This window comes from Pseudomonas sp. PDM01 (assembly GCF_014852325.1).
Classification (GTDB): Bacteria; Pseudomonadota; Gammaproteobacteria; order Pseudomonadales; family Pseudomonadaceae; genus Aquipseudomonas; species Aquipseudomonas migulae.
The window spans coordinates 236,945-251,181 of sequence record NZ_JACVBK010000010.1; the positions used below are offsets into that span (position 1 = coordinate 236,945).

Genomic DNA, 14,237 nt, shown 5'->3' on the forward strand with positions numbered 1-14,237 from the left:
TCAGTTGACCGTGACCTGACCAAGCGCCGGTTTCTGTTCCTGAGCTTGATGCTGCGGCGCGTAGACCTGAGTGAAGCGCACCGGCGGCAGGTTGAACTGGCCTTTCTGCGAGAAGCGCACCAGGTGACGCAGGCGCAATTCGCCGCTCAAGGCATCCACCGGAATCGCGTAAGCCATCTGCCCCGGCTCAAAGCGCGCCTTCTCCAGCGCCGTCGGCTCAGTGCCGGCCTTGCCCATCAACTTGATGCCCCACGTGGTGCGCTCGACATCCGCGCCCGGCGGCAGCGGTACTTCGATCATGCCGTAGCGCAGCGGTTTCGCGGCTTTGCTGGTGATGATCACTTCGTCCAGATACAGGCTGTCGCTGGACAACGGCTTGGTGCCCACCGATTCCAGTTTGAAGGTGAAGGCTTCATCACCCGGCACCAGACGCGACAAGCGACGGGTGATGGTCACCGCCATCGGATCAACCGGCGGTTGTTTGGTCTGGAAACTCAACGCGGCACGCAACGGACGCTCTTGCGTCCCGCTCAGCGCCAGCACTGCCGGCACCGGCGAAGTGCCCTGCCACGTCCAATACATCTCACCGGTATCACCGTATTTTTTCTTCCAGCCTTCACCCGGAGCCAGTGCGATGGTGGGCGAAGCCTGCTCAATGCTGCGTTGCAACCAGGTCAGCGCCAATGCGCGTTCCAGGGTCGATTGCTGTGGCAACAAACGTTGCAACAACGCTTGCGCATGAGCCTGATCGAAGCTTTGCAGCGACAGGTTCAAGGCTTCGGCAAACGGCTGCGAACTGACGGCCAGACGCTGCTGCGCGTCGGTCAGTTGTCGGTTGAAAGCATCCGGCAGATTGACCTTCGACTGCTTCGCCAAAGAAGCGGTCAACGCACGCGCCGCCGCCAGGCCCAACGCCGAATCCGGATCGCTCATGACAATGCTGTCTTCGCCATCCTCCATCAGCGTCGCGGCATTGCCCTCGCCCGCTTTCGCTAGGTCATCCATCAAACCACTGAGCAACGTGTTGACCGGCAATTGCATCTGTTTGGCGAACGACAGGATCAACGCACGCTGCAACAGCGGCGTGTTTTTCGCCTGCTTCGAATACACCTCCAGCACCCGCTGCCAATGCTCCGGTGGCAGGCTCAGTTCCAGCGCTTTGCTGGCGTGCCAATCGGCGTAATAGGCGTACGCAGTGAGGAACGCGTCCGGCTCACCGTCCATGCCCCACCAGGTGAAACTCGCCGACGGCCCGGCCATTTGCACCAGGCGCAGACGGCTGTTCTGCATGATCAGGCGCAAGCGATCGCGGATCTGTGGGTTCGACGACAAAGTCGGGTACGCAATGCTCAACGGCAACAAACGACTGGCCGTCTGCTCGACGCCGCCGTACGGATAGCTGAGCAAATCATCCAGTGCCGAACGGAACAGCGCTTGCGGGCTGTCATCCAGACGCAGGCGAATGTCCGTCGCATCTGCCGGCAAGGTCAGCGGCGTATCACCGCTGGCCACATCCAGGCTTTGACTCTGCGTAACGAGCCAACCTTCGCCGGTCGCGGTCAGACGCACGGCCAGGGCGTCAGCGGTTTTGCCGTCCTGCACCAGCTCGGCGGTCCACTCGCCACTGGCCAAGTCGAACGCCGGCAGCGCGATATAATTGATGCCGTTGTTCAGCGTCACGGGCACGCGCTGTTCAGCACCTGCGTAATGAATCACCAATTCAGCCTTGACCGGTTTTTCGTTTTGGCTGAAGGCGAACACGCCGAGATTCGGTTTGTCGCCACTGCGGAATTTGGTCGGGCCGCTCCACTTCAGGTACAGCGGTTTTTCCGAGCGCAGGAATTGCTTTTTCTGCCCGACCTGACCGTCATCGGCGATGGCGCGCGCGGTGATGCGCCAGCGGGTCAGCGAGTCCGGCATTTTGAAGGTGAAGCGGGTTTTGCCGTTGGCGTCGGTGATCATTTCTGGCTGCCACGCGGCGGTGTCGACGTCTTCACGACGCGGCCGCTCCAGCACTTTCACACCGCGCTCGCTGCGGTTGGCTTTGCCCGGTGCACCGGGGCTGCCCGGCAACGCGACGTCGTAGCTGATGAACGACAGACTGGCGCTGGTGCGCACGTTGTTGCGGCGCGGGTGGTAGAAAAACTGGTCGATGGTCGGCGCCACTTCCGGTTGCAGCGCGTAGACCATTTCGTCGACGACGCTGACCGTCAGGTGCGCCGGAATCGGCTTGCCGGCGAACTGCGTTGTCAGGTCCACGGACACCGTATCGCCCGGCTGATACACCTCTTTATCGGTGACGATGGCGACGTCGATTTGCGGCGCAACCACCTTGATGCCGGCGTTCTGGAAGCTGTACTGGCCGCCCTTGGTGTACAACACAGAGAACGTCAGGTTCGGCGCAAAGTTATCCTTCACCGGAATGCGCGCGCGGTATTGGGTGTCGCTGAGTTTTTCCATTTTCAGCCAGTCGCCGCCCTTCGACATCAACGCCGTGGCCTCGACCTTGTCGCGTTCCAGCGACAGCAAGGCATCGCTGACAGGCTCGGGGAAAGTGATCAGCGCGAGGGCTTCGTCGCCCGCCTTGTACTCGGGTTTATCGAGGACGATTTCCACGGTGCCGGGCACGGCTTTGACGCCATCGCCAGTGACCGAATGCCCCGTGGCACCGACCACGCGACCATGGTCATCCTTCAACGTCAGGTTGTAAGTCCCCGGACGTTCGAAGGCCAAGGTGAAGCCTTTATCGCTTGCTGCCAGTTTGCCTTCGCCCGTGGTCTGATCTTCCAGACGCACCCAGCTGTAGCCGCTTGGCGTGACCGCTTTGCTTTGCTCGCTGCCACCCTCATTCAGGTAGCTGAATGCAACCTTGTCGCCCACCGCACTGAAGCGCTGCGGTGCGTTCAAGCGGAAACTCGCGGCGCCACGGTCGATGAGGATTTCCTTGGTGGTCTTGACCCGATACGCCGCGCCATCGCTGGCGAAAACGGTGAGCATGTAACGGCTCGGTTTCTCGGCGGCGGGCAGGTCGAGGGTCGCGTTGCCCTTGGAGTCGGTGGTCAGTTCGGTGCTGGTCAGCTCCACCGGGAACTGCCCCAGGTATTGCAGCTCGTTATCGACCATCGACAGTTGCTGGGCGCGCAGGCTCAGGCTCAACTTGGCATTCGCGACGGGTTTGCCGTCCGGGTACAACAGCACCAAGCTGCCTTTCACCGGTTCGCCGGTGCGGTAATCCTGCTTGGCCAGGTTCAGCGAAATCTCGAAGTGCGGCTTGATGTATTCAGCCACGCGGAAGGCGCTGCTGTAGGCCTGATCCTTGTAGCTGAAACGCAGTTCATAACCGCCCGCGACCGCGTTGTCCGGCAGCTGGAAACGACCTTGTGTGCCGGCCTTGGAATCGAGTTTCAGCGCCAGCGTTTGCAGCGCGGTGCCGGTGGCATCGAGCACCGTGACATTCACATCAGCCGCCGTCGGCAACACCGAATCACGGGCGTTCTTGAACTCGCGACCGACGATTTTCAGCGACACCCAATCCCCCGGCCGATACAGCGGCCGGTCCGTAAACGCATAGAGTTTGGTGTCGTAGATTTCGCTGTCGTAATAGAAGTTCTCGGAGACAAATACCCCACCCTCTTCGTCCTCGCCGATCACGAACGAACGCTCCGGGCTGACGTGTTTCAGGCGCAGCAAACCATCGGCATCGGTGGCGCCACTGCTCATCACGCCAAGGCCATCGGTCCACAACACATTAACCTTCGGCACCGAACTGCCTTCGTGTTTACGCGCCGCCCAGACCAGCAGTTCATCACCGGCAATCTTGCTCACGGCCACGGTGTTGGAAACAAAGACCATGGTGGTCGCACGGTACTTGCCGATCAGCGCTTCCACCAGGTACAGGCCCGGCTTCAGGTTGCCCAACGGGACGTACACATTGCCCGGCGCGACAGTGACGAACTCGCTGGACGAACCGGCGAGGTTCACGCCCTCAGGCGGCTGGATCGGTTTGGCTTGCCACAGTGGATAACGGAACTGACTGACCACCGGCAGGCCCGGGATCAGTGCGAATTGCGGCTGCGCGTCGTAAGGCGTTGGCGCGGCAATCGCAGTGCCCATCTTCAGCTCAGGCACTTCCTCGGTGACTTGTTTACGCGACTCGTAGGAAAACGCCCGCTGCATCACGCGACGGGATTTGCGGTACCAGTTGTCCCACAGGTACGCGAGGGTGTTCGACAGGCCTTCACCCTTGAACTGACCGTCGCTGACCACGCGGTGCAGGTTCTTCTGGCGCTTGAGGAAATCCAGCGGTTTGTCGATGCGGTACACACGAATGTCCGCACCGCCGTAAGGCTCCATGCGGAAACGACGATAGTCACGGCCCGGTGCTTCGAGGCGCACCATTGCCTGTTCGTCGCTGGCAAAACTGCTGTCCGCCAGCAGGAAAAAGCTTTCACCGGCCACCGGCGTGTAGCCGCTCGGTTCGACGGTGTCTTCGGCATTCACTGCCGAAAAAGGCAGGACCAATACCAACAGTAGAGACAGAAAACGCAGCATGCGGGCACCGGTCATTGGGAGAGAAAGTTCAGTCGATAGACGCCGATGAAGTTGGGGTTGGCTGCGTCGGGTATCCATCGGGTGTCCTTCCATGTCATGAGTTGCTGCAGGCTCGCGGAACGCATGCCGTTGTCAGTGGGGGTGGTGGTGCCGGTGTGATAGGCGATGTAGCGGCCCATCCAGATCATCAGGTGCTGGTCGTCGCCCTGATCGAAAAACATCAGGTCGCCGGGCCGGGCTTGCGCCAGGTCGCGGCCCACCAGATGGCTGTTGAACTGAATCAGTTTGATCGCGTTGACGTAAGGCCCGACCTTGCCGCCGCCTTGCTGCCATTGCTGAGCGAGACTGCGTTGCGCCTCGCTCAGTTGCAGCTCCGGCGGCAGGTAGCGGTTGGACAGGCCATTGCTGCGCAACCATTTGTCGTCATGGACTTTCAGCGCTTCGTTGGCGGCAAAACGCACCAGCCCCGCGCAGTCCTGCTGATACCAGCGCGGGCTCGGGCCCTGGGTCAGTTGTTCCTGGGCGATGCGCACGAACCAGGCGCGGAACACCTGGGATTGCTGCACGTCGAGCGGCGCGGCGTCACTGGCAAATGCCCGACTGCCCAGCAACATCGCCAGCAGGCCGAGGCCTCGGATAAGTGCGGTCACAGCGCTTTCCATTCCAGCGGCAGCCATTGCCAATGGCCGTCGGGCTCGCTGCCTTCCGGCAACGTCAGCGCGTATTTGCCGTAGCCGCCGAGCTTGCGCAGTTTCGGGATCAGGTAAGTTTGCGCGGCGTTGTAGAACACCGGCTCCATGTCCTGCGGCAGGCTGTCGAGGGTTTCCTGTTGCATCAGCTGCGCCATGGAGTCCGGGCCGAAGTAGACCGGCATCAACAGGTCTTTCGGCACCACGTCGGCCATTGGCGGGAAGCGTTTGTCGAGGGTGCCGAGGGCTTTGTCCACGAGCTTGTCGTCGAGGGAGAACAGCAGCGTCGAACCGTGGCGCGCCAGGCTCACGCGCATGAAGGCCTTGCCGGTGATGGCGTTCGGGTCCTCGGCGTCCTTGGCTTTGTAAGGACCGAAATTGGAACTGACCTGACGCTGCCACTGGTGGTTTTCACCTTCCTGCTTCTCGACCACCGGGAACGCGTGTTCTTCGACGTTGCCTTCGTAGGCGCCGACCATCGAGCTGAACAAGCTGCCCAGGTCACCGTCGAGTTTGGCGCTGTCGTCGTCATTCAGACTGGCCACCAGCAGCGGCGTGTACAGCCGAGAATCGGCGTACCAGCACAGGCCGGCGGCACCGGCCATGTGCTCGGTCAGCGCCTGGGCCACGGTTTCTTCGGCACCGAGTTTCACCAGCAACGGCTTCTGTTGTTCGGCGGCGAGCGGCAAGGCCACGCAAGCACTGGCGCCCATCGGCATGGCTTGCCAGATCGGTTTGAAATCGAAGTCCGGCTGGTTTTCCAGTTCGTCCATGGCGAGGAAGCTGTGCCAGCCCTTGTCGTCCATGTCGAAACGCAGGCCGGCGAAGTTCGGGATGAACCGCTGGTAACCCATGGCCAGCACGCTGGAATTGACCGACAGGCGCTGTTTCACTTCCGGCGCGCGCAGCGGCAGGCCGAAGGCTTCGGGGAAGAGTTTCTGACCGCCGAGCAATGCTTCCAGCGATTGAGTCGAAACCATCCCAGGCTCATCGATCGGGCCATTACTGTTGTCGTACAGTTTCGAAGGATTGGACAGCACCACCAGCTTGTCGCCATGAGAGGCAAACAGCAGCGCTTTGCTGTTGTTGTAGGTGAGCTGATACAGCGGCACCGTCTCGCCGGTGACCTTGATGTCACCGCGTTGTGTCAGCTGCGAATCATCCAGCGCCACTTTGGCCAACGGCTCCAGCACCTTGGCCAGACCACCGCGATCCATCACCAACAAAAAGTCCTTCAGGCGACCATCCGCCCCGCGCCACAACGCGACATCTGCCGGTTGATCGAAAAGCTGCTCGATCAGGCTGTCCTGCAACTTCAGGTCATGTTCGTAGATGATCCGCCGCAGACTGCCGATCAAGCCGAGGCGATCGGCATGGGCTTCGTAATAGAAGACGAAATCTTCGGTCAGGGTTTCCTTGAGGAAAGGCACCGCCAGCAAGTCCTTGGGCAATTGGCTCAAGGAGCGGGTTTCAAGCAGACCGTCCGGGCGGCTCATGCCCAGTTTGTCACTGGCCAATTGCGCCGCCGGCGCCTTGGGTTTGTGCATGAACCAGCCAAGTCCGGCCGCCACGCCAGCCACCAGGATCAGCCCGCCCAACAGCAACGGCCAGCGCCGGGAAGGTTTGGCAGCAGGTGCGTCAGCAGCCGGGGTAACAGTGTTATCGCTCATGTTCACAACGCCCAGTTCATCCGTGGTGCGGGATGCTTAATAGTTGAAAGTCTTGACCAGCAGCAGGTCACCGATCGCGCGCAGGGGCACGATGAAGGTCTCGCGTTTTTCGTCGACGGTGTTTTCGTTCAGCACCAGGTTGATCTGCGAGGTGATCACCTCGTTCTGGTTGCTGGTCTCATCGAAGTTATAGCCGCCGCTGCCGAAGTTGCCCCAATAGTTCACGTAAACCAGATAGGTGCCATGCAGTGGCGCGGTCATGGTGAACATTTCCGGGCCGGGGCCGTCGACGCCGTCCGGGTCGAGGCCCCCGCCGTTGCTCATCGCCGGGCGAGCCCAGAACGCATGCTGGCCGTCGGGGGTAATGATGTGCAGGTCGAGCTCGGCTTTCGGATCGTCCCACCCCAGCACCACGCGAATCCGCGCCGGGGTACGCAGGTTGTTGGCTTCATAGAATTGGACGCGCTTGAGGGACTGGCCTTCGACGCTGCGCACTTCGACGCTGTTGGAGCCTGCGCCAAACGCGTAGGGCCGGGCGAAACGCCCCTGGTCGTCGGTGTACAGGTTCAGAGGATTGCCGTTGACCGCCAGCGTGTGTGGCCCGCGCTGAGTGCCGATGGCCTTGAGCTGGCCTTCGATCATCGTGCGATTGCGCTGTACGCCCCGGTCGATGGGCGGCGTTGGGTAGGCGACTTGCGGGTTTTCACTGCGATCGAGCAGGCCGTTGTAGCGCCAGCCGCCCACCGGTTCCGACAGCTCGGCTGTCGGTTCGGCACAGGCTGCGGTCGCGCAGACCCACCCCATCAGCAATAGAAGAAATGAACGCATGTGATGCCTCCTGCCATGCATAACGAAACCTTGCGCCTGATCCTCGGCGCGTTACAGATCCAAATACTGCGTTTCGTCAGAAAGACCCGTGACTATTGGGTCGTAGAAGGCGCGAAGGTTAGCCATTTGGCGGGTTTTTAACAATCGGATACATCTTGAATTGCGGGTGGGATCACGATGATTGTTGGGTGTGGGCTGAATAATCCTCGTCATTGCAGTAGTGCTGTTACCTGAGAAAGCAGTTAGCGGGGTGGTCCTGCGGGTGTATCCGGCACCTTGTGGGAGCGGGCTTGCTCGCGAAGGCTGTGTGTCTGGTGACGAGTTTTTTGATGGTGTACATATCCATTACTGGGGTAACGGCGGCTATTGGTTCCGCCCTTACGGCGGGTTACTTGGAAAAGCGCCAAGTAACCAAGCGCCCGCGCCCCTGACGTACGGTGCCTCGCTAATGCTCGGCATACCCTCGCTCCGGTCCTGCTCCGTGGGCCCGCCGCCATCGGCCATCCATGGCCGGGGGCGGCTAACCCGGCATCCATGCCGGGTTGCCCACTGCGCAGAACCTCCACTCGGCCTTCCGACGGGGCAGATCAAGATCAAAAGCCAAGCAAAAGCCAAAGCGAGGCGGCCTGCCAGCCGACCTGGCTCTTCGGTCGTGCGCACACTCCCGCACTGTGGTTGCCGCACTAATTTTGGATGTTTGCACATTCCCCTGTAGGAGCCGGCTTGCTGGCGATAGCGGTGGGTCAGACACCTGTTTATTGACTGAACGGACGCCATCGCCAGCAAGCCGGCTCCTACAAGGGATTGGGTTCACACGATTCAAAATTGTAGGAGCCAGCTTGCTGGCGATGGACGTCAACGATAACGCGGGCTGTCTGAATGAACGCGTTGTCCAAACGCTTTTCGCCGGCAAGCCGGCTCCTACAGGGAATCGCGTACGCTTTAGATTTTCACCACTCATCAGGCCGAGCGTTAGCTCGCCTTCAGCTTTTGATCTGGCGGTGCACGCCCCCTCGAGAGGCCGAGCGCAGGTTCTGCGCAGTGGGCAACCCGGCATGGATGCCGGGTTAGCCGCGCACGGCCAGGGATGGCCGATCGCGGCGGGCCCACGGAGCAGGACCGGAGCGAGGGCATGCCGAGCATTAGCGAGGCACCGAACGAAAGGGGCAAAAGCCCTTGGTTACTTGGGGCTCTTCCAAGTGACCCGCCGTAAGGGCGGAACCAATAGAAGCCGTTACAGCAAAAACGGATATCCCCCCAACCAACCGCGCAACAGACAATGCCCTCATTTGCCCATAACCCCCATGTCTGCTAGTGTCGCGCCGGTTTAACGTCAACCGGAAATCGCCGCCATGGCCCGCAAAAAAGCTGCACTGGATTTCGAACAATCCCTCGCCGACCTGCAAACGCTGGTAGAGCGACTGGAGAACGGCGAACTGTCGCTGGAAGACTCGCTGACGGCTTTCGAGCAAGGCATCGGTCTGACCCGTGATTGCCAGGCAGCGCTGGCCCAGGCCGAGCAGAAGGTTCAAGTGCTGCTCGAACGTGATGGCGAGCTCGCCGAGGAACCCTTCGACGCGGATCAACCAGAATGATTGCAGCGTATTCGGCGACGAGCCAGGCCCGCGTCAACGCGGCACTGGAAACCCTGTTCAACGCACCAAGCCCGGAACTCGCGCGGCTCTACGAAGCCATGCGCTACAGCGTGATGAACGGCGGCAAGCGCGTGCGCCCTCTGCTGGCCTACGCAGCGTGCGAAGCGCTGGGCGGCAAGCCCGAGCAAGCCAACGGCGCCGCCTGCGCGGTGGAGCTGATCCACGCTTATTCGCTGGTGCACGACGATTTGCCGGCGATGGACGACGACGATCTGCGTCGCGGCCAGCCGACCACCCACAAAAAATTCGATGAAGCCTGCGCGATTCTCGCCGGTGACGGTTTGCAGAGCCTGGCCTTCAGCGCCCTGCTCGACCCGCGCCTGAGCTCGTCGGACGCTGAGATCCGCCTGCAAATGGTCAGCGCATTGGCATTGGCAGCAGGGCCGGCCGGCATGGTCGGCGGTCAAGCCATCGACCTCGGCTCGGTCGGCTTGAAGCTCGATCAGAAAGCCCTCGAATACATGCACCGGCACAAGACCGGCGCGCTGATCGAGGCCAGCGTCAAACTCGGCGCCCTCGCCAGCGGTCGTGCCGAGAAAGACGAACTGAAGTCCTTGCAGACTTATGCACAGGCCATCGGCCTGGCCTTCCAGGTGCAGGACGATATTCTCGACGTCGAAAGCGATACCGAAACCCTCGGCAAACGCCAGGGCGCCGACATCGCGCGCGACAAACCGACCTACCCGGCCCTGCTCGGCCTCGATGCGGCCAAAGCCTACGCGCTGGAACTGCGCGATCAGGCCCTGCACGCGCTGCGACCGTTTGACGCGGCCGCCGAGCCATTGCGCGATTTGGCCCGGTATATCGTCGAACGGCGCAGCTGACAGCGTATCCGCCAAAAAAGAGCAACGCGTGGGCAGGGGCCGATGCATCAGGTAAACTGCCGCCTCTTCTATACCTATAACGATTCGCCTGATGCCCACGACGTTTCATGAGATTCCCCGCAAGCGCCCGACCACGCCCCTGCTCGACCGTGCCAACACGCCGGACGGCCTGCGCCGGTTAGGCGAAGCCGAGCTGGAAACCCTGGCCGATGAGTTGCGCCTGGAATTGCTCTACACGGTCGGTCAGACCGGCGGGCATTTCGGTGCCGGCCTGGGCGTCATCGAGCTGACCATCGCGTTGCATTACGTCTTCGACACCCCGGACGACCGGCTGGTGTGGGACGTGGGTCATCAGGCCTATCCGCACAAGATCCTCACCGGCCGTCGCGAGCGCATGGGCACCCTGCGCCAGAAGGATGGCGTCGCCGCCTTCCCGCGCCGCTCCGAGAGCGAGTACGACACCTTTGGCGTTGGCCACTCCAGCACCTCGATCAGCGCAGCGCTGGGCATGGCCATTGCCGCCCGCCTGCAAAACAGTGATCGCAAGGCGATTGCCGTGATCGGCGACGGCGCACTGACCGCCGGCATGGCGTTCGAGGCGCTGAACCACGCGCCGGAAGTGGACGCCAACATGCTGGTGATCCTCAACGACAACGACATGTCGATTTCGCGCAACGTCGGTGGCTTGTCGAACTACCTGGCGAAGATCCTTTCCAGCCGCACTTACGCGAGCATGCGTGAAGGCAGCAAAAAGGTCCTGTCGCGCCTGCCCGGCGCCTGGGAAATCGCCCGTCGCACCGAAGAATACGCCAAAGGCATGCTGGTTCCCGGCACGCTGTTCGAAGAGCTGGGCTGGAACTACATCGGCCCGATCGATGGCCACGACCTGCCGACCCTGATCGCCACCCTGCGCAACATGCGCGATCTCAAAGGCCCGCAGTTCCTGCACATTGTCACCAAGAAAGGCAAAGGTTTCGCCCCGGCGGAAGTCGACCCGATCGGTTACCACGCCATCACCAAACTCGAACCGCTGGACGCTCCGGCCGCTGCGCCGAAAAAAGCCAGCGGTCCGAAGTATTCCGGCGTATTCGGCGAATGGCTGTGCGACATGGCCGCGACTGATCCACGCTTGGTGGGCATCACCCCGGCGATGAAAGAAGGCTCCGACCTGGTGGCCTTCAGCGAGCGTTTCCCGCTGCGCTATTTCGACGTGGCGATTGCCGAACAGCACGCCGTCACCTTCGCGGCGGGTATGGCCTGTGAAGGCGCGAAACCGGTGGTGGCGATCTACTCGACGTTCCTGCAACGCGGCTACGATCAGCTTGTTCACGATGTGGCGGTGCAAAACCTCGACGTCTTGTTCGCCATCGACCGCGCCGGCCTGGTTGGCGAAGACGGCCCGACGCACGCCGGCAGTTTCGACCTGTCGTTCCTGCGCTGCATCCCCGGCATGCTGGTGATGACCCCGAGCGACGAAAACGAACTGCGCAAAATGCTCACCACAGGCCATCTGTACAACGGCCCGGCGGCGGTGCGTTACCCGCGCGGCAACGGCCCGAACGCAACGATCGAGAAAGACCTGCAACCAATCGAAATCGGCAAAGGCGTGGTTCGCCGTCAGGGCAGCAAAGTCGCCCTGCTGGTGTTCGGCGTGCAATTGGCCGAGGCGCTGAAAGTCGCCGAAACGCTGGATGCCACCGTGGTCGACATGCGTTTCGTCAAACCGCTGGATGAAGAGCTGGTTCGCGAAATCGCCGGCAGCCACGAGTTGCTGGTGACCATCGAAGAGAACGCGATCATGGGCGGTGCCGGTGGCGCGGTCAGCGAATTCCTCGCCCGCGAGAACATCCTCAAGTCGGTGCTGCACCTGGGCTTGCCGGACCTTTACGTCGAACACGCCAAGCCCGCGCAAATGCTGGCCGAGTGTGGACTGGATGAAGCCGGGATCGAAGCCTCGATCCGCGAACGCCTGCAACTGCTAGCTCAGTAACCCCTCCCCCTGTAGGAGCGAGGCTTGCCCGCGAAGACGATCTAACGGTCAACATAAATGTTGAATGTTATGGCCTCTTCGCGGGCAAGCCTCGCTCCTACAAGTCCCGTGTTTGCTACGGATTACCCATGAAACTCTCCCGCCTCGCCCTGACGCTGACCCTTCTGCCGTCCGGCCCGCTCCTGGCCGACACCTTCGAACGCGATCAAGCCCTGAAACTGCCCGACGTGCTGATCAGCGCCAACCGCCAGGTCGAAGCGCGCAACGACAGCAGCGCCGCCAACACCGTGTTCACCCGCGACGACATCGACCGCCTGCAACCGGGCAGCGTCACCGACCTGCTGCGTCGCGTGCCGGGCGTGCAAGTCGGGCAAACCGGTGGGCGCGGCAGCTTGCCGGGGGTTTACATTCGCGGCACCAAATCCGCTCAGAGCCTGGTGCTGGTGGACGGTCAACGCATCGGCAACTCGACTTCCGGCGACAGCAACCTGCAACACATCAACATCGAGCAAGTCGAGCGCGTGGAAGTGCTGCGCGGCTCCCGCTCGGTGATTTATGGCAGCGATGCGATTGGCGGGGTGATCCAGATTTTCACCCGTCGTGGCGCCGAACAAGGTCTGCAACCGCGCCTGCACATGGGTTTTGGCAGCAACCAGACGTGGGAGCGCAGTCTTGGCGTGTCCGGTGGCGATGAGCAAACCCGCTTCAACCTGGGCGCCAGTCTCGATGAGACCGCCGGGATCAATCGCACCCACGCGTCGTACCCCAGCGATGGTGATCACGATGAGTATCGCAACAAGTCGGTGAGCCTGAGCCTGAGTCACGCCCTCACCGATGACCTCGAAATCGGCGCCAACCTGCTGGATAACCGTGGCAAAAGCGCGTTCGACAACCCGTTCGGCCGCTTCGATGCCACCACCTTCGAATCGGTCCAGCAGCAGCCTTACAACGAATTCACGGTGAGCAGCCTCAGCAGTTACCTCGATGCGCGCATCAACGACCGGTGGAAAACCCGCGTTGAGTTCGGCCACAGCGAAAACCGCGAGCAGACCTTCGACAAGCTCAGCGATGAACGCAGCGTGTTCAACACCTACCGAGACTCGGTGAACTGGCAGAACGACCTGACGCTCGACGCGCGCAACAGCCTGATCCTCGGCGGTGATTGGTACGAAGACCGCATCAACAGCAGCACCGCATTTGACGAGGACAGCCGCTGGAACCGCGCGGCGTTTATCCAGCATCGCTATCAGGCCGACAGCTTCTCCACGGAACTGGGCCTGCGCCGCGACCAGAACCAGCAGTTCGGCAGCCAGAACAGCTGGAGCGGCACCTTCACCCTGCCGTTGAACCCGGACAACGATGTGCTGCTGACCTACAGCGAAGGCTTTCGCGCACCGACGTTCAATGACTTGTATTACCCGGATTTCAGCAATCCGGACCTGAAGCCTGAAACCTCGAAAAGCTACGAGCTGCAATGGCGCAGTCAGCTAACCGAAAACAGCCGCCTCGAAGCCTCGCTGTATCGCACCGATCTCAAGGACGCGATTATCTTCGGCAGCAACAACCGCCCACAGAACGTCGCCTCGGCACGGATCAACGGGTTTGAAGCGGCGTTGAAGCAGGAGCTGTTCGGTTGGCAGAGCAACCTTGGCGTGGCGTTCATCGACCCGCGGGATCGCGACAGTGGGCACACCCTGGCGCGTCGTGCACGGCGGACGTTGAGCCTGGATCTGGATCGACAGTTTGATCGACTGGGTCTCGGCGCCAGTTGGCAAGCGTTGAGCAGCAGCTTTGACGATGAGGACAATCGGCAGCCGTTAGGCGGGTATGCGCTGCTGGGGCTGCGCAGCAGTTGGGAGCTGAATCGTGAGATCAAGCTTGAGCTGAAGGTCGATAACCTGCTGGACAAGGGTTACAGCCGGGCGTTGTACAGCCATGAGGGCAGTCAGTATGGGTATCGCGAAGAAGGTCGGGCGTGGATGTTTGGGGTGTCCTGGACGCCGGAGATCTGATCTGACATTTGCGGTGTT

At 61.5% G+C, this 14,237-nt stretch carries 8 protein-coding genes; 4 read left to right on the top strand and 4 right to left on the bottom strand.

Going from position 1 to position 14,237, the window contains the following annotated elements; translation table 11 throughout:
- The 4 genes from IB246_RS24540 to IB246_RS24555 are packed head-to-tail and all read right to left on the bottom strand — an operon-like array spanning position 1 to position 7,738.
- Positions 1-4,566: an alpha-2-macroglobulin family protein gene (locus tag IB246_RS24540; RefSeq protein WP_008042991.1), complete on the bottom strand. Its 4,566-nt coding sequence runs from the start codon at positions 4,564-4,566 to the stop codon at positions 1-3.
- The gene (locus tag IB246_RS24545; RefSeq protein ID WP_008042993.1) at positions 4,563-5,213 is read right to left on the bottom strand and encodes a DUF1175 domain-containing protein; all 651 of its coding nucleotides are present in this window, start codon (positions 5,211-5,213) and stop codon (positions 4,563-4,565) included. The genes IB246_RS24540 and IB246_RS24545 overlap by 4 nt, the downstream gene beginning before the upstream one ends.
- Positions 5,198-6,910: a DUF2138 domain-containing protein gene (locus IB246_RS24550; RefSeq protein ID WP_008042995.1), complete on the bottom strand. Its 1,713-nt coding sequence runs from the start codon at positions 6,908-6,910 to the stop codon at positions 5,198-5,200. Before IB246_RS24550 ends, IB246_RS24545 begins: the two co-directional genes overlap by 16 nt.
- Before the next feature lie 36 nt (positions 6,911-6,946).
- Positions 6,947-7,738 (bottom strand): YfaP family protein, encoded by a 792-nt coding sequence (locus IB246_RS24555; RefSeq protein ID WP_008042997.1) that lies wholly within the window; start codon positions 7,736-7,738, stop codon positions 6,947-6,949.
- Positions 7,739-9,090: 1,352 nt separating this feature from the next.
- Between IB246_RS24555 and IB246_RS24560 the strand changes: the two genes are divergently transcribed.
- The 4 genes from IB246_RS24560 to IB246_RS24575 all read left to right on the top strand — a co-directional run bounded on the left by IB246_RS24560 (position 9,091) and on the right by IB246_RS24575 (position 14,219).
- The gene (locus IB246_RS24560; RefSeq protein WP_007894317.1) at positions 9,091-9,333 is read left to right on the top strand and encodes an exodeoxyribonuclease VII small subunit; all 243 of its coding nucleotides are present in this window, start codon (positions 9,091-9,093) and stop codon (positions 9,331-9,333) included.
- The gene (gene ispA, locus IB246_RS24565) at positions 9,330-10,217 is read left to right on the top strand and encodes a (2E,6E)-farnesyl diphosphate synthase (RefSeq protein ID WP_008042967.1); all 888 of its coding nucleotides are present in this window, start codon (positions 9,330-9,332) and stop codon (positions 10,215-10,217) included. The genes IB246_RS24560 and ispA overlap by 4 nt, the downstream gene beginning before the upstream one ends.
- Positions 10,218-10,308: 91 nt before the next feature.
- Positions 10,309-12,207 (top strand): 1-deoxy-D-xylulose-5-phosphate synthase, encoded by a 1,899-nt coding sequence (gene dxs, locus IB246_RS24570; RefSeq protein ID WP_008042966.1) that lies wholly within the window; start codon positions 10,309-10,311, stop codon positions 12,205-12,207.
- A gap of 128 nt (positions 12,208-12,335) precedes the next feature.
- Entirely contained in the window at positions 12,336-14,219 is a 1,884-nt protein-coding gene (locus tag IB246_RS24575; RefSeq protein ID WP_008042965.1) for a TonB-dependent receptor domain-containing protein, read from the top strand.
- Positions 14,220-14,237 lie beyond the last annotated feature (18 nt).

Excerpts from the sequence above, each read along its gene's own strand:
- IB246_RS24540 (WP_008042991.1), bottom strand. The coding sequence starts at position 4,566 with ATGACCGGTGCCCGCATGCTGCGTTTTCTGTCTCTACTGTTGGTATTG.
- IB246_RS24545 (WP_008042993.1), bottom strand. The coding sequence starts at position 5,213 with ATGGAAAGCGCTGTGACCGCACTTATCCGAGGCCTCGGCCTGCTGGCG.
- IB246_RS24550 (WP_008042995.1), bottom strand. The coding sequence starts at position 6,910 with ATGAGCGATAACACTGTTACCCCGGCTGCTGACGCACCTGCTGCCAAA.
- IB246_RS24555 (WP_008042997.1), bottom strand. The coding sequence starts at position 7,738 with ATGCGTTCATTTCTTCTATTGCTGATGGGGTGGGTCTGCGCGACCGCA.
- IB246_RS24560 (WP_007894317.1), top strand. The coding sequence starts at position 9,091 with ATGGCCCGCAAAAAAGCTGCACTGGATTTCGAACAATCCCTCGCCGAC.
- ispA (WP_008042967.1), top strand. The coding sequence starts at position 9,330 with ATGATTGCAGCGTATTCGGCGACGAGCCAGGCCCGCGTCAACGCGGCA.
- dxs (WP_008042966.1), top strand. The coding sequence starts at position 10,309 with ATGCCCACGACGTTTCATGAGATTCCCCGCAAGCGCCCGACCACGCCC.
- IB246_RS24575 (WP_008042965.1), top strand. The coding sequence starts at position 12,336 with ATGAAACTCTCCCGCCTCGCCCTGACGCTGACCCTTCTGCCGTCCGGC.